This window comes from Balneolales bacterium ANBcel1 (assembly GCA_029688905.1).
Taxonomy (GTDB): domain Bacteria; phylum Bacteroidota; class Rhodothermia; order Balneolales; family Natronogracilivirgulaceae; genus SLLW01.
This window is the reverse complement of the sequence record JARULB010000005.1, coordinates 273,911-297,727: the sequence shown is the minus strand read 5'-3', so window position 1 is coordinate 297,727 and position 23,817 is coordinate 273,911. Positions and strand designations below refer to the sequence as shown.

General features: G+C 55.3%; 13 protein-coding genes. 9 read left to right on the top strand and 4 right to left on the bottom strand.

The annotated features are described in order from the left end of the window. Nucleotides 1-7: 7 nt before the first annotated feature. The gene (locus QA596_08915; GenBank protein MDG5767582.1) at nt 8-1,120 is read right to left on the bottom strand and encodes a hypothetical protein; all 1,113 of its coding nucleotides are present in this window, start codon (nt 1,118-1,120) and stop codon (nt 8-10) included. Nucleotides 1,121-1,811: 691 nt separating this feature from the next. Continuing rightward, nucleotides 1,812-3,683, bottom strand: coding sequence for a hypothetical protein (locus tag QA596_08910; GenBank protein ID MDG5767581.1), 1,872 nt, complete (start codon nt 3,681-3,683; stop codon nt 1,812-1,814). A gap of 312 nt (nt 3,684-3,995) precedes the next feature. Between QA596_08910 and QA596_08905 the strand changes: the two genes are divergently transcribed. From QA596_08905 to QA596_08895, 3 genes are read left to right on the top strand one after another with little or no spacing between them, the layout of a single operon-like run. After that, the gene (locus tag QA596_08905) at nt 3,996-4,727 is read left to right on the top strand and encodes an ABC transporter ATP-binding protein (protein MDG5767580.1); all 732 of its coding nucleotides are present in this window, start codon (nt 3,996-3,998) and stop codon (nt 4,725-4,727) included. Then, nucleotides 4,724-7,288: an ABC transporter permease gene (locus QA596_08900; protein MDG5767579.1), complete on the top strand. Its 2,565-nt coding sequence runs from the start codon at nt 4,724-4,726 to the stop codon at nt 7,286-7,288. The genes QA596_08905 and QA596_08900 overlap by 4 nt, the downstream gene beginning before the upstream one ends. A 28-nt stretch (nt 7,289-7,316) precedes the next feature. Further along, nucleotides 7,317-8,627, top strand: coding sequence for a lipocalin-like domain-containing protein (locus tag QA596_08895; GenBank protein ID MDG5767578.1), 1,311 nt, complete (start codon nt 7,317-7,319; stop codon nt 8,625-8,627). Between the two features lie 162 nt (nt 8,628-8,789). Here QA596_08895 and QA596_08890 read toward each other — a convergent pair whose 3' ends face one another. Further along, nucleotides 8,790-9,452, bottom strand: a complete 663-nt coding sequence (locus QA596_08890; protein MDG5767577.1) for a phenylalanine--tRNA ligase beta subunit-related protein — start codon at nt 9,450-9,452, stop codon at nt 8,790-8,792. Between the two features lie 184 nt (nt 9,453-9,636). Further along, nucleotides 9,637-12,024 carry a glycoside hydrolase family 95 protein gene (locus QA596_08885; GenBank protein ID MDG5767576.1) on the bottom strand — a complete coding sequence of 796 codons (2,388 nt, stop codon included), beginning with the start codon at nt 12,022-12,024 and terminating at the stop codon, nt 9,637-9,639. Nucleotides 12,025-12,664: 640 nt separating this feature from the next. On the opposite strand from QA596_08885, the gene QA596_08880 reads away from it, so the two are divergent. The 6 genes from QA596_08880 to QA596_08855 all read left to right on the top strand — a co-directional run bounded on the left by QA596_08880 (nt 12,665) and on the right by QA596_08855 (nt 23,761). Beyond that, nucleotides 12,665-13,234 carry an RNA polymerase sigma-70 factor gene (locus tag QA596_08880; protein ID MDG5767575.1) on the top strand — a complete coding sequence of 190 codons (570 nt, stop codon included), beginning with the start codon at nt 12,665-12,667 and terminating at the stop codon, nt 13,232-13,234. Between the two features lie 321 nt (nt 13,235-13,555). Continuing rightward, a complete protein-coding gene (locus tag QA596_08875) occupies nt 13,556-14,617 on the top strand; it encodes a DUF4974 domain-containing protein (protein ID MDG5767574.1) in 1,062 nt (353 codons plus the stop codon). An 88-nt stretch (nt 14,618-14,705) separates the two neighbouring features. Continuing rightward, the gene (locus QA596_08870; protein MDG5767573.1) at nt 14,706-18,143 is read left to right on the top strand and encodes a TonB-dependent receptor; all 3,438 of its coding nucleotides are present in this window, start codon (nt 14,706-14,708) and stop codon (nt 18,141-18,143) included. Between the two features lie 25 nt (nt 18,144-18,168). Next, nucleotides 18,169-19,764, top strand: a complete 1,596-nt coding sequence (locus QA596_08865) for a RagB/SusD family nutrient uptake outer membrane protein (protein ID MDG5767572.1) — start codon at nt 18,169-18,171, stop codon at nt 19,762-19,764. Nucleotides 19,765-19,826: 62 nt separating this feature from the next. After that, nucleotides 19,827-21,056, top strand: coding sequence for a glycan-binding surface protein (locus QA596_08860; protein ID MDG5767571.1), 1,230 nt, complete (start codon nt 19,827-19,829; stop codon nt 21,054-21,056). Nucleotides 21,057-21,226: 170 nt separating this feature from the next. Beyond that, nucleotides 21,227-23,761, top strand: coding sequence for a T9SS type A sorting domain-containing protein (locus QA596_08855; GenBank protein MDG5767570.1), 2,535 nt, complete (start codon nt 21,227-21,229; stop codon nt 23,759-23,761). Nucleotides 23,762-23,817 lie beyond the last annotated feature (56 nt).

The window sequence follows — 23,817 nt, the reverse complement described above, 5'->3', positions numbered from 1 at the left end:
ACCAGAGTTAGAATGAGTAAATGAAGGATCCGACAAATCCGTGAAGATTATCATCGACGTCATCCTGCGTGTAGAGGAGGTACTCGAGTTTCAGGGTTGTCGCGAACGTCGGTTTGAAGTTCACACCGCCTGTGTAGCGGGAATACGAAAGATCGCCTGCATTCTGTTTTTCGTACCGGACATAGGGTGTAATCGTGTTGATTCGCTGGCTCAGCTCAACATAGTAGGCATCATAATCGCTGGTGAAACCTTCGGTTGAAATCTCCGCTTCCCAATATTCAGCCTTGATCTGGGTGTTACCGTATTGCAGACGGGCATTCACTCCGTAGGCGATTTTCTCGAACTCCATGGTGAATTCCATATATTCCGCGGGTGAACCCGGGAACAGCTCGTCTTCCTCAAATTGGAAACCCAGGGTGACGATCTCATTCCTCGGGTTGAATACTCCGAACCCGACATCGACGTAGTTTTTGTAGGAAACCCCGGCGGTACCGGCAATAGCCACGTTGTTGTAATCGGGAAGGTCGATGGGGTCAGCTCCAAGTAAAGAATTGAAATAATTTACTTCGCCGCCAAAGAAGCCCAGGGCGCCGGTTCGTGACGACATGTCGTTGCGGTACCCTCCGGCAAATACATCATAATTGAAGCGGAAGTCGTTGCCGAACTGTCCGTTCACAGAAACACCATCGATGTTCAACGGGAAGAACTCGTTGTTACTGACCAGGATGGGCAGTGTCGCGCTGGTGTTTACCGGTGCGTAGTAATAGGTGTTGGTCGGGCTGAGCGACTGGAGAAAACGGCCTGCTCTTACATTGAGATAGGGAGTCAACGCATACTCACCGTACGCTTCGTTCAGCATTTTGTCGAACTCGTAACCCGGACGGTATACAAATACACCGCGGATGGTGAGCTGGGAAGTCGGCCGGTATGACATTAATAGCCCCGCTTCCGATACGGCGGCACCATAATCGTAATCGAAACCTTCCAGGTTATCGAACCAATTGAATTCTGTGGAGATGTAGCCGGTAATGTTGGTGTAGGGCTCCCAGTAGCTTTGTGATTGAGCACTGCCAATAGCTGCCATCAGCAGGATGGCCATTGTAATTGTGGTTGTTTTCATGCGTGATTGTGTTTGGTTGATTGATTCTATGTATAAGACCTGATGATGCTTCATCAATGGCGTTGGCCGATAGTGCAATACGCTAGAGGCGGGCTTGCAACGATGGCCGTTTACTGCAAATCCGGTTTCGTTATTCCCTTTATACCCGTAAAGGAAACGCGGAGACCTAAGTTGACCGGCAACACCGGTTTCACAACCGGCATCTTCAAATTGGCGGTGTGAAAAACAGAGCTTCCAGCCTTGCTAAAACTGCGTGAGATTTAAAGACCGTTACTAAAACCTGGTGCCGGCATATCCCGTATGCCTTTCATCGGGCAACCCTCATACCCCTGCAGGTTGTCGGCATTTACCGGGTTGACCAGCTGAAAATGTGTTATCCAGTGCAGACCTCGAATGAAACGGATAGAAAGCGTCTGTTTCATTCACTCTTATCGGTTCTTTTTTGCAAGCCTTAAGCTTTTTTAACTTTAGGCAATGAAAATGGTTGAAAGCGGTTGCATGATCTTTATTGCCATCTTTTTAAAGTGATGGAATGCAGACATGTTTTCCGCACGACATTTTCTTTCATAACAAACATTGTGCCAGAGGTGCGGGGCAGTATAGTAATCGGTGAAGGGATGGGGGTCTTGTGCGAAAAAACCGTAACCTGCAGGCCGTTGATGAATAAGGGTCATGCCGCAGTGAGGCGGTATCAGTGGTTTTTTCTCCTCGAGAGTGCTTTTTTTGCCGCAATCTGGGTTTTGATCCAGAAGGGATCCGGCGGGTCGACAGCCGGCGGGCGTTCACTCAGGTAGCTGACCGGATGTTCCGTGGCTTTTTCACGAGCCTCCAGCAGCTCCAGGGCTTCCGGCCGTGCACCGTAGGTGTAATGGAGAAAATCTCTGGCTTCTTTGGTAAGGTCCACATGGTACAACCTGACCAGCGTCTCGGCCAGCTGTTCGGCGGCCACATCGAGGCGGTCGTCGGCTACATCCGCCATACGCCGGCCAATTTCCGCTTTTTGAGTCGCGTTCATGTTCGGCGCCAGCTCGCCAAGATAGGTGGCTTTGGTCGCGTTGATATTACGCTGGATCTCGGGTTTGGAAATGCGGATATGCGGTTCGAGGGCCAAGGCGATTTCAATGGCCAGTCTTCTGGCGGCCAGAGCTCCGCTGCTATCTGTCGAAGTGAAGAAAGCGGAGCTGATGTTCCTGGTATCCTGTTTCGCGAAATACCATGATAGGTGCCGACAGACTTCCAGGCGTGCCTCATCGTCAAGGTGGATGGTGTTTTCCTGTATCTGGATACCTCTTCTACCGGATTTCAGCCGCAGAAGCGCGGGGTTTCCGTAGGCCTCAGAGGTGATGGCGTCCCATTTGCCGGAGGCTTCAATAAGCTGAGTGTGAATTTTTCCGGTCTCTACATAGGCCTTGTGGGCCATTTGGTAAAGTTCGAGCGCGGTTTTCATGATGCCGGTGAGTCGCTTTAACTCTTCCGCAGAGACGGACGGGTTATTCATGCTGCGATTCAGTTCGCCGGCGAGACGAGTGATTTCTTTGTTAACCTGTTTCACAAGCTGGTTGATGGTCAGGCCCTCCGGCAACTCCTCCATTGAGGAAAAACCGGTTTCGATAAGATAGGATGAGAGGGCGCGGATCCGGTTTCCGCTGCGCGCCTGGGATACCCGGAACTGGCTGCGTTTAATTTCCAGCTCATCCAGAGCCCGTGCGAATTTCCACCGGCCGGTATACTGAAATACCAGGGATGGAATCTCCCGGCCGTTGATGAGCTCGAAAGCCAAAATGATCATCTCTTCGACATCCCGAAAGGTCATCAGCAGCGGATTGTTATTTTCGATGGAGGACATCACCCGCTGCAGGAAGAAGGGTTCTCTTGGAGCGCCGAGTTTCGACATGCCGAATGTGCTTCCGGTGAACCAGTCGCGGATTTCACGGGCGGCATCCGGCGATTCCAGTTCGATACCTTTGATGATCTCGTCCACCTGCTGATGATATTCGGTATGGATTTCCCGCACCCTGGAGTGAAGGCCGATGCGGCGATAGGTGTAGATCCGGCCCATGATTTCGCCGATTTCGGCATTGCCCGTCAAATCGGTGAACGCTATGGATACGCCATACGGCGACAGATCCACCCGGCGCAGCAGCTGCAGGGCGGCTTCCCGCTTTCTCATCTCCCCTTCGTAGCCCTGCACGATCATATCACGTGCGGCAAGAATCAGGTCACCCAACTTGTCGGTCACATCGAGAATGTCACGTTCCCCCTGTTCTTTGAGAGGGCCGCGTGTTGTTTCCAGGACAATTTTGGCAATCAGGCCGATCAGGCCGGACAAGACCGTGAAACTGATGAAGTACACCAGCAACTGTACCGATGGCAGCTGTCCGTACCCGATGTAGTACCCACCGATCAGGCCCAGACCGGTGACCGGGCCGGCCGTCCAGAAGATTTGCATCAGGGTATGGGACCAGCGGATTTTGTTCAGGCTTTTGCGGAGCCGCCGGCTGTGCTCGTTGTTCTCCCTGTCGAGCGTTATTCGTTCTGTCCGTTTTCGTGACAATGTGGCCATCAGTTGGAGGTAAAGGTGGAAAAATACTCAGAATTGTGATGCGTCGCAGGAACGATTCCCAGGCCTTTAGCTGCATCCCTGGTATCATCGGTTCTCTTTTACGGTTTGCTCATTCATCCGCAGCTCGTCTCTTGCTGTACCCTGGTGCCATCGGTTCCGCAGGCAACCCCCACCGCAAGGTGGAACAAAAAGGAAAGAAGCTTTGTTCTGCTTCGCGTGATATTATCACTCCCATTTAACTGCCGGGAACGGCCGTTTTTACCGGCTGAAGCAGTTCAGCATATCAACCCCACGTCCTATCAGACCCGCTACATGAATACAGAAACCATCCAGGCCTCTTTCATCGCGTCCCTGAAACATGTTACCAAGAAGTATACCGAAGGGGATAAGACCAACCTTGTTCTCGACCGGCTCGACCTTGAAATAAAGCAGGCCGAACTGATTGTGCTGCTTGGGAAATCCGGCTCCGGGAAAAGCACCCTGCTGAATATTCTCAGCGGCATTGATCATCCCGACGGCGGCCGCGTTACCATTGGCGGCGAAAATATTACGGCCATGAGCGAACACGAGCGAACCCTGTTTCGCAGGAATTATATCGGGTTTGTCTTCCAGTCGTTTAATCTTATTCCGACACTGACCGTGATGGAAAATGTCTTGCTCCCCCTGTCGCTGAAAGGCGAGGAGAGCGCGGTTAATACGGAAAAGGCCATGCAGTTTCTGGAGGAGGTCGGTCTGGCTGATCGTGCAGTCAGTTTTCCCGACCGTCTATCCGGCGGTGAACAACAGCGGGTAGCGATCGCCAGGGCGATGATTCATCGCCCCCTGCTGATTCTGGCAGACGAGCCCACCGGCAACCTGGATCATCGCACCGCCGAACATGTCATCCGGTTGATGACCGGCCTCGCAAGAGAGAATAACCAGACCATACTTATTGCCACGCATGATGAAGACCTCTGCCGTCTGGCAGACCGCGTACTGCAGCTTGAATCGGGGCGACCTGTGTTTCTGCCATCCCCCCGCCATACCGTTACGCAGGAGGAATGATGCGGACCTTTCTCCCCCCACCGCTACTCTGGAAATCAGGTCTCAGGTTCCTGTATCGGCACCCGTGGCTCTTTGCCTTGTCGGTGACCGGGATCGCGCTTGGAGTTACCATCGTTGTGGCCATCGACCTTGCCAACAACAGCGCCCAGCGGGCATTCCGGCTATCGTCGGAGGCGGTGACAGGACCGGCAACGCATCAGATCACCGGAGCATCGGACCAGCTTGGTGACCAGCTTTACCGCGATATCCGGGTTCGGGCCGGAATGCGCCTGGCAGCTCCCGTAATCGAAGGCTTTGCCACGCTTCCCGGATCCGGAAACACAGCCCGTGTACTGGGAGTCGATCCGGTCGCCGAAGCACCATTCCGCTCCTTTGCATCGCAGGATGCCGGCATCAATCTCGCAGATTTCATGGCAGAGGAGGGCGCGGCACTTATCTCGGAGGAAACGGCTGCATCCCTGAACCTGTCGATCGGTGATACCCTAGCCCTGAGCATCGATGGTGTGGCTCACAATGTGCGCATCAGTGATCTGGCCGCTGCCGACGACTCCCGCAGCAGGCAGGCCCTCGAGAACTTGCTGATCGTGGATATCGGAACCGCACAACAGCTTTTTGATATGGCGGGATCGCTCACCCGTATCGACTTGATTTTGGAGGAGGACGATACCGCCGGGATGGCGCGGCTGCGGGACCTGTTGCCCGCTGGCGCCGAAATCGTCCGATCCGGGTCGCGAACGGACAGCATGGCGCAGATGACCAGCGCTTTTGAGCGCAACCTGCAGGCACTTAGCCTGCTGGCTCTGCTGATAGGCGTATTTCTGATCTATAATACCATGACGTTTTCGGTTCTCCAGCGCCGGCCGCTTATCGGACGATTACGGGCATCGGGTGTCACCGGCAGGGAGATCCGGACACTGATACTTGGCGAAGCGCTGCTGCTCGGCGCGACAGGTACCGCGGCAGGGTTGCTGGCAGGGATCATCCTTTCCGGTTTTCTGCTTCAAATGGTCACGCAGACCATCAACGACCTCTATTTTGTGCTGACCGTCCGGCAACTTCAGTTGGATCTTTTTACCCTGGTCAAGGGCCTGGCACTCGGCATTGGAGCCACGCTTGTTGCCGCAATTGTCCCGGCGCGCGAGGCGGCCGGCGCGCAGGTTAATACCGTTCTGCAACGATCCGGCCGTGATACATGGATCCGCCAGGCCGCAGGCAAGTTGGCTGCCGCCGGACTCTCACTCTTTGCCGCCGGGGGTCTGGTGCTGCTGCTTCCGGGTCAAAGTGTTGCGGCCGGTTACCTGGGACTGCTGCTCATGATCGCGGGTTTTGCCCTGCTGGCCCCCATTCTTGTCACATTCATGGCCGCAGGCTTGCGGCCGGTGATGGCCCGCATCGGAGGGATGATCGCTAAAATGTCCGTTACCGGGGTTGTGACCGACCTGAGTCGAACATCCGTTGCGGTTTCGGCACTGACCATTGCCGTTGCGGCGACCGTCGGGGTGGGGGTTATGGTGGACAGTTTCCGCGGAACCGTCGCGTCATGGCTAGAGGCACAGCTCCGGGCGGATATCTATGTACAGCCTCCGGGAAATGCGGCCCGCCAGGCAACCGCCTCCCTGAAGCCTGAACTGATTCGGCAACTTTCCGGATTCGAAGGCGTTGCCGGGGCTCATTCCGTCAGGAATACCACGGCACAGACACCGTTCGGAACCGTCAACCTCGTCGCAGTGGAGCCGGGCCCCTCCTCGCGGGAATCCTACCGCATGCGATTCGGCCGGTCGATTTTTGACACCGATCCGGATGCCGCGAACGTGTCACTCCCACCCGTTATGGTATCCGAAGCATTCGCCTCCCGCCACTCCGCCGGCACCGGAGATACGCTTCGGATCCGGACCGACAGCGGCGATCAGCCTTTTCGGATCTCGGGGGTGTATGTTGATTTTACCTCCGATCTTGGCGTCGTATCCATCGACCGAACCATCTATAATCGCTTTTTTGAGGATGATGCCGTTTCGGGCCTGGCTCTGTATACCTCCGACGAAGTCGATCCGGAACAGCTCGTTCAGGATCTTCGAGTCATGGCCGCAGATATCCAGGAAGTATACATCAGGTCGAACCGGGGACTGCGGGAAGCGTCACTTGATATCTTTGACCGAACCTTTACCATCACCTGGGTGCTTCGGCTGCTGGCAATTCTGGTGGCCTTCGTCGGGGTGCTCACCGCACTGATGGCCCTTCAGCTCGAGCGCTCCAAAGAATTCGCCGTTCTGCGCGCCAATGGAATGACGCCTTCGCAGCTCTGGAGATATGTGACCACACAAACCGGGGTGATGGGAGCCATGGCGGGACTCCTTTCGGTTCCCGTCGGTCTGCTTATGGCAACGGTGCTGGTCCATATCATCAATCTGCGTTCTTTCGGGTGGACCCTCGAGATGAATATCGCCCCGGAAATTCTCCTGCAGGCCGTACTCCTGGCTTTCCTGGCCGCACTGCTGGCCGGCATATACCCCTCATTTAAAATGTCGCGTGCCAACCCCGCGGATGCCCTGAAAAACGAATAAGAATCGATCTCAAAAACCTGTTGCTGCCATGCGCTACCGCTCCCTGTTTATGGTTCTTGCCGCTGTTTTGATCCTGATCGCCGGCGTTCGCTGGATTACGGATTCCGACGAGTCGCAGATCCGGGCTTCCCTTTCAGCCGTGGAGGCACTGGCCGGAGAAGGCGATGCCAGGGGCTTTTTACGCGCCGACGGTCCCCGAACGTTTGTTTTTCCCGAAGACCATGGCCCGCATCCCGGCTTCCGAACCGAATGGTGGTATTACACCGGCAACCTCTTTACAGAGGAGGGACGCCATTTTGGCTATCAGTTCACCATCTTCCGGAATCAGCTCAGGCCGCCTGAAACTGCAGGTGACCCGGCAACTGGTTCTCGTGAACATGGCCCGGATCTCACTCCGGATTCCCCCGGCGATGCTCCGCCTGCCGAGGGAATTGAACATCAGGGGGATACCTCGGGAGGATGGGCGACAGACCAGCTCTACCTGGCGCATTTTGCCGTCGCCGACATGAAGACAGGGCGGCATATCTATGAGGAACGGTTCAGCCGGGGAGCTGCCGGTCTGGCCGGAGCCCGGGCGGCACCCTTTCTTGTTTGGCTGGAAAACTGGAGGGTGGAGGAACTACTTCCGGATGCGGAAGTATTGAACCACTATCAGAAAGATGATCGCGGTGACGGAAAATTGCCGGTTCGTATTGAGGCCGAGACGGATGGCGTGGCCATAGACCTCTCGCTGGACCCGCTGAAGCCACCGGTCTTCCACGGCGATCGCGGATACGATCGAAAAGGCTCAGAACCCGGAAACGCGTCCTACTATATCTCATTCACCCGAATGGATACATGGGGCAGCATCACCCTGGACGGGGACCGGCACGAGGTGGCCGGATACAGCTGGATGGATCATGAATGGAGCACTTCGGCTCTGGAAGAGGGCCAGACCGGCTGGGACTGGTTCTCGCTGCAGCTGTCCAACGGGTATGAGCTCATGTATTATCAGCTGAGGAAGGAAGACGGAACCCTGAGCCCATTCACAACGGGAAGTCTGGTAACCCCGAAGGGCGACGTGCTGTCTGTCGGACACGGCGACGCGGCTCTGAAGACTCTCGATACCTGGAAGAGTCCGCATAGCGGAGCGGAGTATCCGGTGGCCTGGCGCCTGTCGGTACCCGGACATTCCCTTGAACTGGAACTATCCACCCTGTTCCGTGATCAGGAGATGAACGTCTCTTTTCAATACTATGAAGGTGCGATTCGGATCTCCGGGACCCACCATGGCGCACCGGTGGAAGGCTACGGATATGTTGAGATGACAGGCTATGAGACCGGCAGCGGCCGCCTGTAGCGGCGGACGAAAGCAGCAAGCCCGCCTGAAAGGGCTTGTTCTGATGCCGCAGGATCAAGAGGGCGACCGGATCGGGAAAGCCTCCTGCACAGGCGGACCTGGAGGAGTCTTCCTTAGAACCAGAGCCGCAAGGCGCAGGCCAGGTATTTTTCCTGCAATGGTTTAACGGACTATGGTGCTTTCGACGGATGTCGAGGCGGCCTCCAGCAGTTCCGAGAATTCGTTGAGGATGTCTTGCAGATCGGGGGACTCCTGCCAGCCGGCGGGGTAATAGACGGCTGCGGCGATGTTTCGGGTGGATGGATCCGTTTTTGTTTTCTGGCAGTCCTTTACCGGGGTTACGATCGGTTCCTGCTGCTTTTTCGAAATGGCGTAGCCGGTGACCAGATCCTTCAGGCCGATAGCCTGTCCGGACGGATTGAAGATGAACTGCTCCCCGTCGGAGCCCGGGCGAAACAGCCAGGATTCGGCTTCAATCCGGTCGCGGTCCCAAAGTGATATGGGCACCAGGAATTTCAGGGAGATGTAGTTGTTGATGTCGGCGGCCAGATTGATTCGCGGGAAGTGGCCCTCCCCTGCGGTCCGCAGCAGGTACTCGGAGGCGGGTTTGCCCCTGCCTGTCGGCTTGTAGGCGCCGATGCGCATCATGTCGCGGCAGGCCTTGCGAAAGCGGTCATCGTGGTCGGTGATTGCCTCCACGCGCTGTGCCAGGAGTCCGGAAATGCGTTTCTCCAGCTCGGGATGGGAGGCAGACGGATCGATGCCGTCGGCCGTGATGAAACCGATGTGAATTCGGTCCCGGAGTAAATTCTCAACAGGAAGCATGGAGTTGATACGGGTTTGGATTACGGATTCGGGTGGATTGTCCGGGTACGGGAATTGTTCCAGGTGTTTATGTGGTGATACAAGGTCGGGTGTTGGTCCGTGAGCGATGAAAAGGGGATTATCCCGCATGGTCTGAAATTTCGATGCCTGTCATAAGTGACATAGCATCTGGTGAATTGGCGGCTCATCGCAGTCCGGGGCCAAAAATAAGGATTTCACCGGTGGTGGTTTCCTGCTCAACTCGCTGTCCGTTGTATTCCAGGGTGAGTGGCCGGCCGGAATGGGAGATGACGCGCACTTCGGTCAGTTGCTGCTCTTCCCAGGCGATGTCAATCTCGAAGTTGCCCCGGGCCTTGAGTCCGGTGACCCGGCCGGTGCTCCAGGCTTCCGGCAGCGCGGGGAGCAACTGAATGTACCCCAGGTGGCTTTGAAGGAGCATTTCGGCAACGGCAGCTGTACCGCCGAAATTGCCGTCTATCTGGAAAGGTGGATGCGTATCGAACAGGTTGGGCAAAGTGGACTGTTCCAGCAGCAGGCGGAAATGGTGATGCGCGGCTTCCGCATCCAGGAGGCGGGCGTAGAAGTTGATGATCCAGGCCATGCTCCATCCGGTATGACCACCGCCGTGTTCAAAGCGCCGTTCGATGGTTCGGCGTGCGGCTTCGAACATCTCCGGGGTATCGCGGGTGATATGGGTGCCGGGATGAAGTCCGAGCAGATGGGATATGTGGCGATGACCGGGTTCGGCTTCGTCATAATCCTCAATCCACTCCATTATGGTGCCATTGGCACCGATCCGTACCTCCGGCAGGCGCTCCAGGGCAGATCGCAGCCGGTCCAGGAACGCGTCCTCTTCTCCGGTGTTGTCGGCCACATCCAGGATGTAGCCGAACAGTTCACGGATGATCTGGATATCCATGGTGGGACCGTAGGTGATGCGGTACTCTTCTCCGGTTTCAGGCAGGATATAGCTGTTTTCGGGGGAATATGAGGGCACGGTTACCAGTCGGCCTTCGTCGTCCTCCACAAGAAAATCCAGGATGAACTCCGCGCTGCCGCGCATGACGGGGTAGGCCCGGTTGAGAAGCCAGTCGGTGTCCAGCGTGTACTCATAATGCCGGTACAGGGGAAACATCATCCATGCCCCGCCCAGGGGAAACATCCCCCAGTGGATTCCGTCCATGACACCGGTTTTGCCGAAGACATCGGTGGTGTGGTGCATGGCCCATCCGCCGGCACCGTACATGTCGCGGGCGGTCACTGCGCCGGGCACCGTTATCGCCGACATGAAATCACCCAGCGGGGACACCGTTTCGTCCAGGTTGGTGACATTGGCGGGCCAGTAGTTCATCTGGATGTTAATGTTCACGTGGTAATCGGACCCCCATGGAGCCCAGATGTGCTCGTTCCAGATACCCTGAAGATTGGCCGGAAGAACACCGGGAGCCCGGGAGCTGCCCATCAGCAGGTAGCGGCCGAACTGGAAATAGAGCGCTTTGAGGGCGGGGTCGCTGGCACCTTGCTGAAGTTCGGAAAGACGCCGGCCGGTTGGAATGGAGTCGCGTTCGTGTCCGCCCAGGTCAATGGTGACCCGATCCATTATCGGCAGATGATCGTCTACATGCCGTGATTTGAGTTCCTGGTAGCTGTACTCAGAGGCTTTGGCGACAAGATCCATGGACCGCTGGTGGGGGTCTATGCCGCGATCGAAATCCATAGACGGCAGGTCGTAGTTGGTGGCGGCGCTGAAAAGCAGTGTGGCGGAATGCCCGCCGTTCAGAACCAGCGTGTTGCTGTTCTGCGTGAGGATGCCGTCGTAGCCGGACACCTCCAGCCGGGAGGCAAACCGCATGTGGGCGCCCGCCGGACCGTGACCGGAGGCCTCATCGTCAATTATTCGCCCTATCATTGTAAGGCCGCCACTCATGGCATCAACGAATGTGTGTTCGACCCTGGTCAGGGCAATGGTGGTATTCTGGAATCCGTCCGGTGCCGTGGTTGTCATATGGAGGACCATCACATCATCCGGGGCGGAGGAGAACATTTCGTAGGCATACACGCCCTGCGGGGTTTCGTAGGATACGCTGGCGACACCTTTTCTCAGGTCAAGTTCCCGATGATACGCGGTTACGGCGGTGGTGTCGTCGTGGCCGAAATCGATAAAAATATCCCCAAGGGTGCGGTAGGAGTTGTCCACCCAGGGATCGCCCAGCAGATGTTCTTCGGCCAGTATCTTGGCTTTCGGGATGTCACCGTCCAGGATCAGGCGGCGTATCTCAGGCAGGTTTTCAGAAGCTCCGGGATTGTTGTTGTTTACGTTGCTGCCGCCCCAGAGCGACTCTTCATTGACCTGAATCCGTTCCAATCCGATCCGCCCGAAAACCATCGCACCCAACCGCCCGTTGCCCACCGGGAGCGCTTCATTCCAGTCGGCGGCCGGTTGGTCATACCACAGCTTCAGGGGCAGAGGATCCGCTTCCCTGGCAGAGATATGACCGCAGGAGGCAAAGAGGCAAAGAGAAAAAAAGGAACACACGATGGCGCTGACTGGAACAAGCTTTTCATTCGGCATGATCATCAGTTTAGGTAGTGGAAAACGCCCGGCGATCCCCGGGGTGAAGAGGTCTTTCCGGCGGATAATATCTGAACTGCACGATCCCGTCCCGGACCGATTCGGTAATGGTACCCCGGCTTGATAAACCCGCCCCGGACATGACCGGAGTACCGCCAGTCAAATTACGAACAAGATGCAAAAGCACAAATCACTGGGCGGTTCTCTGACGGGAAAATTTTCCCAAATTGTTGTAGTTCAACGATATTAAGGGTTTCTGATATTCAAATAAAAAACATTGTGGGGGTGTTCGGCAAAAACGGGGTACAGAAAATAACTGCAGGAAACCGGGGGCCGGGTCGCTCGGGAGGATGAACAGGCAAAAGCAGGTTGGTAGCGCAAAAGCACCTCCGATTCGCATGTACCATACACAGAGCCAACCGGTACGGATGTGATGTCCGTGCCGGTTTTTTCTTGTCGAAAAGATTTCACAACCGCTGTCGCTGTCCGTTGCCGGAATGCACTGTTCAGACACCTGATGAAATGTTTACAAGTCCGGTTCAATTTAACTTGATTTTACTTGGGATGATCCGAAAATTGTCTGTTCGGAGGGTAATAGCAGCTTACACATTTGTCGGGGTGCACCTTTGTTGTAATCGAAATGGAATATGCGCAGCAGATAGAAGACCGGATAAGGAGGGATAACAGCTGGGTTGAGGGTATCAACAACGGTGATGCATCGTCATTTGAAGCACTTTACAAGCATTATTATCCGCAATTGGGTCGATTTTTGTTGCGATATGTACAGGAAAAGCAGGTTGCAGAAGATATCATCCACAATGTACTGTATGAAATCTGGAAGAATCGCAACCGGCTTGAGGCGCGTGGCACCCTGCGGTCCTATTTATACACTGCGGTCCGCAATCAGGCCCTGAAATATTTAAAAAAGGAAAAAGGGCATTTGCATGTGGATGTGGTTGATCACCCTGAAATAGAGCACAATCCCGATTACCGGGATGAGGACATTGAGTTCGTCGAATTTCGCGAGGCGGTCCGGAATGCACTTGCGCTGATTCCCGAGCAGCGGCGAAATATTTTTCTGATGCACCGGGAAGATCAGCTGACCTATCGTGAAATTGCGGAGACACTCGGCATCTCCATTAAAACCGTAGAGACCCAGATGAGCCGGACTCTGAAGTTTCTGCACAAAAAACTGGCCCATTTTAAATAACCGGTATTACAAATGAATTGGGCATTCAGGGTAATCTATAGTCATGCCGAAGGAATATGACAGAAATCCGAAGGGTAAATGGCCAATGCGGTTTCAGCGCAACACGCAACAGCATCGGAATTGACGGATAATCAAAGTGTTGCACGCTTCGGCACAGGATTGGTCCCGTACATGGGCGGGGTTGCTGATGGATGCCGGGGATTGTCGTAAAACTTCCGAGTGGCCCATGGCTTCGCTGTTTTTCCAAAGATATGGAAAGCGTGTAGGGGTACCGGACCCTTTCATGGTAGTGAATAGTAGACAGAACATTAATACAACGAAATGAACGAAAAAGACATCCATTGGAATGACCTGATCCGCTACGTCAACGGTGAAATGTCCGGTGAAGAGCTCCGGAAAACGGAGGAGTGGATTCAGAAGGATCCGGAGAACAGTGAACGCCTCGCATTTGTGAAACGAATTTATGCCCTGCCGGCTGAAGAGAGGGGAGAGTGGGACGCCGATGCGGCGTGGGAGCGCTTCAGGAAAAAGCACCCGGAGGTCGATACCCGGCGAAAGCCCCTCATCGGCACGAGCAGTGAGCTTTTGAGCAGGAGGCTGAGGGCCGGGAACAGTCGCTACCGCTGGATTGCTGCGGCCGCCTCCATTCTCTTCGTTGCCATGGCCGCTTTGTTTCTATACAATGTGGAAGACGAGCCCGTCCGCGAAGAAGTCACGGAGGTCACCTACAAGGAGTTTTTTGCGCAGCCGGGGAGCCGTACCAGGCTGACCCTTTCCGATGGCAGCCGGGCTATACTGAAACCGGGCAGCCGCCTGGTTCTGCCGGAATCCTTCCGCGGTCTGGAAGATCGGGTGGTGGAACTCGAGGGGGAAGCCTTTTTTGAGGTGGAGCCGGAGCCCGGCAAAACCTTTATCGTAAAAACGGAAAAAACCATCACACGTGTACTGGGTACCCGATTTAACGTCTCTTCCTATCCCGAAGACGACTTTGTCTCCGTGGCGGTAATTTCCGGCGTCGTATCGCTTGAGGGCAGAAGGGATGATGCAGCAGTACCGGCCAGAATTTCCGGAAATCATCTGGGGATATACACGCCCGAGGGTGTTGTCGAAGTAAGCGAACTCTCCGATATGTCGAAATATCTTGGCTGGATTGAGGGGGAGCTGGTATTTCAGCAGGAGCCGCTGGACCGGGTAGCCCTGGAGTTGCAGCGCTGGTACAACATCAGCATAGAGATAGACCCTGAAAAGCCGGAGCTGTATGAAAAAAAGCTGACATCGTCTTTCCGGCAAAACCAGCCGGTCAGAGAGGTGATTGAGGCGGTTAGCCTGACCCTCAACATAAGTTTTACCGAGAAAAACGGATCATTTTACTTTACCGAATAATTTGTCCAACTGTAAATGAACGACCATAACTATGCATAATGATACCAGAATCAGGCGCGGCAGGTGGGTGTGGGGTGTAATCGGGTGTATGGCAGGCGTCTTGTTATGTGTACTGCCGGTGCAGGTTCACGCACAAAGCTTTGCCACAACCGGCCATACGGCGCAAAACTACGTACCCCTGGAATGGTTTGCATACGATCCGGAGGTCAATGACATCTATGAAGAGCGGATCGACATATTTGTTCAAAACGCTTCCATGGATGAACTGCTGACAAGGATCAGTGAAAAATCTTCGGCCCGCCTGACCTACGACAGGGATCAGCTTCCCTATGCCCGGATTACCATGGCCAAAACCAATGTCAAGGTAGTGGATTTACTGCAATCCCTGATGAGTGAGTATCAGGTCGAGGCGCTGGCATCGGCGAACGGACAAATCATTATTCGTCCGATTGCCCATACCGCAGAAGAGACGGTTCAAGCCCGGCAGGGCATAACCGTAACCGGTCAGGTTGTTGACAGCGAACGCAGGGAAGCGCTTCCGGGCGTCAATGTGGTGGTGAAGGGCACATCCACCGGTGATGTCACAGATATGCAGGGGCGTTATTCTGTGAACGTGCCATCCCCGGAAGATACGCTCGTTTTTTCCTATTTGGGTTTTGACAGACTGGAAATTCCCGTGCTGGGGCGCAGCGAGATCGATGTGGAAATGACCTACAGCTTTCTGGTTGGAGATGAAATTGTGCTTATCGGCTATGGAGATGCGCGGCGCCGGGATTTAACCGGTTCGGTGGCCTCCATCAGCTCCGAAGATCTTCAGGTGTCGCGGAGCGGATTGTTTGAAAGAGCACTTCAGGGACGGGCAGCCGGCGTCATGGTGCTTTCCAATTCCGGTCAGCCTGGCGGGGGCACCTCGGTGCGTATTCGGGGTACCAATACTCTTACAGGCGGGGCAGAGCCGCTTTATGTGGTAGACGGCGTGCCGCTTTCCGGAGAGGCCAGCAACTCGACCAACCCGCTTGCAACGCTGAACCCGTCGGATATTGAGTCCATTGATGTGCTCAAAGACGCATCTGCTGCAGCTATTTACGGCGCACGTGCGGCAAATGGGGTCATTCTCGTTACTACCAAACGCGGACGTGCGGGAGAAACCAACGTGGACTATGACGGCAGTTATGGCGTGCAGCATCTTCCCGGTTCGGTTAGTGTGCTCAATCTGAGAGAATACGCGGAGTTTCATAACCTGCGCGCCGATATTGCCGGATTCGGGCACCGGGCCGAGTTCATGGATCCATCCATCCTCGGGGAAGGAACCAACTGGCAGGACGAGCTTTTCGGCTTCGCGCCCATGCACGAACACAACCTTTCTGTGAGCGGCGGAGATGAAATTACCCGGTACCGGTTGTCTCTGGGGTACTTCGACCAGGACGGCATCGCGGTAGGATCCCGCTTCAACAGATACTCGGTGCGCCTGAACCTGGACAACACCCCGGTGGAATGGCTGGATGTCGGCACCAGTCTCAATGTCAGCCGTACGGATGAGCGACTGACCGTTTCGGATGCCGACCTGGTCAATCTCGCCATCAGACAATCGCCCGATATTCCGGTGCGGTCACCCGACGGATCCTGGGGAGGTCCGGATCAGTCGGAGTTCACCCTTGAAAACCCCGTGGCCATGGCCCGAATCATGGATAACACACAGGAGCGAGCCGAAATGCAGGGAAATGTTTTTGCAAGAATCCGGCTGAGCAGAAGCCTGTCCGTCCGCACGGAGTTCAGCGGCGCGTACAACCTGGCCAATCAGGCCCAGTTTACGCCAACGTATGAGTTCAACGCCCGTGTCAACCAGATCAACTCCTCCTCCCGGTCAAAAAGCGTTGGGAAGTTTTGGCAGGCACGCGGCTTTGTGGACTATAACGACACGTTTGCCGATGTGGTCCGCATGGATGTCATGGCCGGATACGAGGCAGAGGTGTTTGAGTTTGACGGACTGAGCGGCAGCCGTCAGAATTTTCCGGGCAACAATGTACCTGAACTGGCCGCAGGCGATGCCGAAACCATGGCCAACAACAGCTGGGCCGGCTCCAACTCCATTCAATCAGTGTTCTCAAGAGTTAACCTGGATTACGATAACCGCTACCTGTTGACCGGCTCCATACGCGTGGACGGCTCATCCCGATTCGGGGCGGATAACCGCTGGGGCGTGTTCCCCTCTTTTGCCGGGGCATGGCGCATATCAAGCGAACGGTTCTTTACGCTTGATTCCGTAGATGAGCTGAAGCTTCGAGTCGGCTACGGTTTCGTGGGAAACCAGGAGATCGGTAACTACCTGTTTGGTTCCGCACTGCTGGTGACCGCCACCGCCTGGGGAAGCGGAGTGCGACCGGGTAATCTAGCCAATCCGGATCTGAAATGGGAATCGACCGAATCCATCAACGTCGGCCTGGATCTGAGTATTTTCAACCAGCGCATCAGTCTGACGGCGGACACGTATATGCAATGGACCCGCGATCTGCTGCTTCAGCAGCCGTTGCCGCTCTACTCGGGAACCTCGGGAATCGGCTCCATCGGTGCTCCGATGGTGAATATCGGGTCTCTGGAAAACAGGGGCATTGAAGTGGCCCTGAGTACGGTCAATATCGACCGGTCACTGCGCTGGGAGTCCCGGTTCATCTACACCAGAAACCGGAACCAGGTTACCGCCATGGACCAGGAGACGAGCTTCATCGAAAGGAACATCGATTTCTTCGATCCGGTCTCACGTACCATCGTAGGTCAGCCCGTCGGCACGTTCTACGGATATGTGGTGGAAGGCGTATTTGAGGATGCCGACGATATCCGCAATCACGCGACCCAGCATGCCAATATCAGCCGGACCAACGGCGTGTGGCCCGGAGATCTGAAGTTCAAGGATCTCAACGGCGATGGCGTTATCGATGAAAACGACCGTACCATTATCGGAGATCCCAATCCCGATTTCCAGTTTGGTATTACCAACGATTTCTATTACCGGAATTTCGATCTCTCCATTTTCATCAACGGTACCTACGGAAACGATGTCTTTAATCAGCTCCGCAGGATTAATGAAGACCCTGCCAGCAACTTCGGACTCCTGGCAACCATCAATGACCACGCACGGGTGGAGATGATCGACCCCGAGGGCGATATCAATGATGTCGACAACGTCTATGTATCCAATCCCGATACCGATGTCCCGCGAATCACATCCTCCGACCCGAACAACAACCAGCGTATCTCCGACCGGTTCGTGGAAGATGGAAGCTATCTCAGAATTCAGAATGTAACCATTGGGTACCGCATGCCGCAAAGTGTTCTGAACAGTCTGGGAATGCGCACCATGAGGGTCTATGGCAGCGTGCAAAACCTCTATACATTTACAAAATACTCCGGTTATGATCCGGAAATCGGCGCTCAAATGAACAACCCCGATCCTCTGCTGCTCGGCGTGGATCGTGGAAGATATCCTTCACCACGCATATTCACCGTAGGTGTCAGTGTTGGCTTGTAACCCGTGTATTCGAAATAAATTAATTATGACTAAGCAAAGATCTATTCGCTATCTGCTGGCAGGATTACTTGTAAGCATGCCGGTGCTGTACGGTTGCGGCGAGAGTTTTTTCGATCGGCCACCGCAGGATCAGATCGTTGAAGACAACTTCTACCAGACGGAACAAGATCTGGCCATGGCTACCGGGCCACTCTACAACATCGTCTGGTTTGACTTCAACGACAAGGCCAAAATGGAGATCGGAGATGCACGGGCCGGAAACATGATCACCAACGACGGGGGACGCGAACAGTTCGTTATCTTCAGCACCAACTCCGCCAATACCCGGCTCAACGAACTCTGGCGGTCTCTCTATCTGGTAGTTACCAACGCCAATATCCAGATCGCCAACATCACCGAAAAGGCGTCCGATGATATCCCGGAAGTCGTCAGGGATCATCGTATTGCCGAGGCCCGCTTCATGCGGGGTGTCGCCTACTATTACCTGGCCTCGCTCTGGGGCGAGGTACCCATCATCACAAGTACCCGTGATCTGCTGGAACAGCCCAATCAGAACCGTAATCACAGGGAGGATGTCCTGCAGTTCGCCATCAACGACCTGGAGTTTGCCGCCGAAAACCTGCAGCTCAACGATCCGGCAGGACGGGTGGATGAATGGGCCGCAAAAGGAATGCTCGCCCGGCTGTATCTCACCCGCGCCCATTTCGACAGCGGTGGCGGCGCACTGGTGGAAAGCGATCTGGAGCTGGCCCGTCAGTATGCCCTGGAGGTAATCGACAACAGCGGCGTACGGCTGATGGATGACTACGCCCAGCTCTTTTTCCGCGCCAACAACAACAATTCCGAGAGCCTGTTTGCCCTGCAGTGGGTTTATGGCGCAAGTGAATGGGGTACCCATAACAGCACCCAGGCCTATTATGCCGTTGAAGCGCGACTCACAGGTGCCGGTGACGGATGGGGAGGCGGCACCAGCGCTTCGGCCTGGCTGTTTGAGCTCTATGGCGGAGCGGATTCCGCAGACGAACGGCGAAAGGCCTCTTTTATGCTGGATGGAGATCACTATCCCGAACTGCTGCAGGCGGAAGGGGGCTACACCTATCAGGGCAGCATGGCACCCATCAAAAAATATGTGATCGGTACCGCAGGTGACAATAACGGTAATGTGGGCTTCATGGAAACAGATATCAATACCTATATGCTGCGGCTGGCGGAAGTGTACCTGACGTACGCCCAGGCGACCCTCGGTAACAACGCTTCCACCAGCGATGCCAGGGCCGTAAGCCTCTTCAACAAGGTGAGGGAGCGGGCCGGACTGGATCCCGTCTCTTCTTTCAGTTACATGGATCTGTTCGAGGAAAAGTGGAAAGAGCTCGCGTTTGAGGGCCAGAACTGGTACGAGCTGGTGAGATTGTTTAACTGGCAGCCCCAGAAAGCCATTTCGATTGTAGAGGAGCAGCGGCGCAATGCCAATTTCACCTTCACCCGGGCAGACGGATATGAGGAGGAACCGCCTGCCGCACCGGTGATTCCCAACGAAAGCGACTTCAGGCTTCATTACCCCGAAGCAGAAATGACGGCCAACCCGATCTTCATGGATGAGCCTGTCCCATTTAACTTCTGATGAATAGAGTATGCGGCTCGGACGGCAACGTTTAACAGTTATCCCGCTAACCCCCTGAATGTATGAATTCAAAGAAAAACATTTCCTGCCATTCGCCGATCGCCATTGCGATGGCCGTTTTGCTGGGCCTGCTGAGTACTTCGTGCGGGTTGTTCGGTAGCGACGACGATCGTATCCCGGAAATTACCAGTGTGAGGTACATGCACCCGGATACCGCCGCGGTTCGCCAGCTTGAGCAACTGGGTCCGGGCGAAATCTTCGTGATTCAGGGAAATAACCTGGATCGCGTGGAAGCCGTGTTCTTCAACGGTGTGGGCGCCTCTTTCAATCCGGTGTTTGTGACCAAAACGAACATGATCATCACCGTCCCGGATATCAATTTCATGGAACTTGATCCGGAGTCTGATGAGATGAATACCATTAAAGTGGTTTCGGATAAAGGGGAATTCGTCTTTGATTTTCCCATTGTGCCGCCCCCGCCGTCCCTGTCGCATCTGACCAGGGAGTTTGGCCAGGCAGGCGATCAAATCCGGCTGTACGGTCAGTCACTGTTCCTGATCCTGGATGTACGTTTTCCCGGCGGCATCTCCGCCGCGGACTTTACTCCGTCCGACAACGGGAGCTGGGTCGACCTGGTGGTTCCGGACGGAGTCACCGAAGGTGGCGCGATAACGGTGGAAACGGTGAATGAAGAGGTGGCGACGCCCCCATCCAGCCCGTTTAATGATTACACAGGCATGCTGAATGATTTTGATGATGTGAACAACTACGAGTGGGGCGCCCTCGTCAGCGATGACCCGGACCTGTTTCCCGGAAGTATCGGGTCCTACGGCTATATGCAGACAGGGAATATCACACCTGGCAACTGGGCGTGGTGGGAGGATACCCGCTCGGTGAACCTGGTTTCGCTCCGCTGGATGGAAGAAGAGCACCTGGATGACCCGCTTCAAGACTGGGCGCTCAAGTTTGACATATATATTAAGGATCCGCTGGCATACGGCACGTTTTTGATTAGGATTCATGACGACTGGGACTATATCGCCCGCTATGAGCCCTGGGAAGATACAGGAGGAGCGTATACTACCGATGGATGGGTTACCGTGACCATCCCGCTGTCCATGTTCCGAACAGACAACGGCTACGGACAATCGGCGGCAAGTATCCGGGATCTGCACACTCCAGACGAGTCCATGGGCATAATGTTTGTCAACGATAATGAGGGCGAAGATGATCTTGTCGAGAGCCTTTTGGTGGCGTTCGACCACATGAGGATCGTCCGCATAGCCGATTAATTTCACCGATCCGTTTTCAGACAGAATGATTCATGGCATGTATGACCTCCGCAAAACCGGTGTTTTTGAAAGTTCCGGAGACACCGGTTTTTTTTGATCTTGGTGTTGTCTGTTTCAAGCTGCCCGAACTCCGGGCGGAATAATTACCGCAGTAAATGAGCTTTTATTCTATGTTTGGACATGTTTTGCGAGTTGGTTTTTTGATGCTGCCTCTCCTGTTTGTGACGCTGCCGTTTACTGCCGCGGTGTCGGTGGCATCGGACCTGCCCGCGGAAGAGGTCTATCACTGGAACAGTGTGGCTATCGGAGGGGGGGGCTATGTCACGGCGATCGTCACCTCCCACGAAGGCGATGGTGTCATGTATGCACGAACCGATGTCGGCGGGGCCTATCGCTGGAATCCCCGCGACGAAACCTGGATTCCCCTGAACGACTGGGTTTCCGAGGATCAGACAGGCCTGCTTGGAATCGAGTCGCTGACGATCGATCCGTCATCCCCAAACAGGGTTTACATGATGGCCGGTATCGATTACTTCAACAACGGCAATACCGCTTTTCTGCGCTCCGACAACTTCGGCGACACCTTTGACGTAATCAATGTGACCCAACAGTTCAAGGCCCACGGTAACGGGATGGGGAGGCAAAACGGAGAACGCCTGGCAGTGGATCCGAACAATGGAGACATTCTCTATGCCGGAACCCGGCGCGACGGCCTGTTTGTGACTACGGACCGTGGTGATTCCTGGGAGCATGTGTCCGCACTGGAAGTATCACAAACACCAAACGACAACGGAATTAGTTTTGTGGTGATCGACGGACGCACGGAGGAAAACGGGCGGTCACAGCGCATAATAGCGGGTGTTTCGGTAGCGGAACTGGAAGCCGGTGGAACCCGCTATCATGGCAACAATCTCTATATATCGGAGGATGCCGGGGAGAGCTGGGAGCTGGTGGAAGGTCGCCCGACCCGCTTCATGCCGCAACGCGCAGCTTTGAGCGGAGACGGAGACCTGGTGATTACCTACGGGGACGGCGCCGGTCCGCATGGCCACTGGAATGTTCCCGAGCCCGTTGAAAGCGGTGGCATATGGAGTTGGAATATCGACGATCGCAGCTGGAGCGACATCACACCGGCAGGATTATCAAGGGCCTTTGGCGGCATAAGCATGGATCCGGCCAACCCGGACAGGATGGTCGCCTCCACCATAAACACCTGGATGGACCAGGGCGACGGCACCTGGGGTGACCGGGTTTTTTATTCGGAGGATCGCGGTGCCGGCTGGACCAGCGTCGACCTGCAAAAAGATGACCAGGGCATTTCCTGGATTCAGGGCCATTCCATCCACTGGGCGGGCAGCATCGAGTTCGATCCCGGCAATACCGATCGCGTGCTGGTCACTTCCGGAAACGGGATTTTTATGACCGGAAATATCGATCCGGCCGCCCCGGGCGAACATCCGTGGAAGTTTACGGTCAGGGGCATCGAGGAGACGGTTCCACTGGATATCACCAATATCTATAACGGTCCGCTTATATCGGTAATCGGCGACTATGACGGGTTTGTGCATCATGATGTCACCGAATACAGCCCGATTCACGAGCCGCAGATCGGCACCTCAACCGGGGTGGACCATGCCGAAAAACGTGGCAATATGGTTGTGAGGGTCGGTGGAACCAGCAACGGGAGCAACTTCCCGATATACTATTCAACGGATTTGGGCCGGAGTTGGAGCCCATTCGCATCACTCCCAGACGGTCAGACCTACTACCAGGGCAGGGTGGCGGTTGCAGCTGACGGGGAAACCGTGCTCTGGAGGCCGTCCAACAGCAACCGGATTTTCCGTACAACCGACCGGGGGAGGACCTGGACCCAGGCCGACGGATTTGCATCCACACGAACCATACCGGTATCGGATCCTGCCAACGGCTCCATTTTCTACGCCTACAATCCGTCTAACGGGAATGTGATGATCAGCCGCGATGCCGGCAGTTCGTTTTCAGTGAAATCTTCCCTGCCGTCCGGCGGCTCCGCACTGATTCGCACCGCACCACAGCGCGAGGGGGATGTGTGGATTGCGTTGGAGGCAAATGGCCTGGTTCGATCCGCCGGCCCGGATGCGGAATTTGAGCCTGTCGCCGGCGTGGATCGTGCCGCCGCGGTTGGATTTGGACGTGCGGCACCGGACCATGACTACCCGTCCGTTTATATCTGGGGAACAGTGGGCGGTATTACCGGTCTTTTCCGATCGGTGGATGAGGGGAGCAGCTGGGTGAGGATCAATGACGATGCGCATCAGTACGGCGGACCCGGTAACGGCAATTTTGTGATTGGGGATCCAAACATCTTCGGTCGTGTCTACATGAGTACCGCCGGCCGGGGCATTGTCTATGGTGCCCTTGAAAATGAAGTGGTCTCGGCAGATCAGCCGGAGGCGGTGGCCTCCGCCGTCCGCTTGAGGCAAAATTACCCCAACCCGTTCAACCCGTCCACCTTGATTTCCTATGAGCTCCCGGCAGAAACCCATGTGACGATCCGCGTATTCGACGTGCTCGGACGCCAGGTCCGTGTGTTGGTAGACCAGAGGCAGGACGCGGGGCTGCATCATTCCGTTTTTGACGCCACCGGCTTGTCAAGCGGTGTATACATATGCGTTCTGCAGGCGGGTCCGGCCAGAAAGTTTCGAAGTATGATGTATATTAAATAGTACCCTGCAGGCCGACAGGGTACGGAACCATGATCGCAATGGGTATCAATCCACAT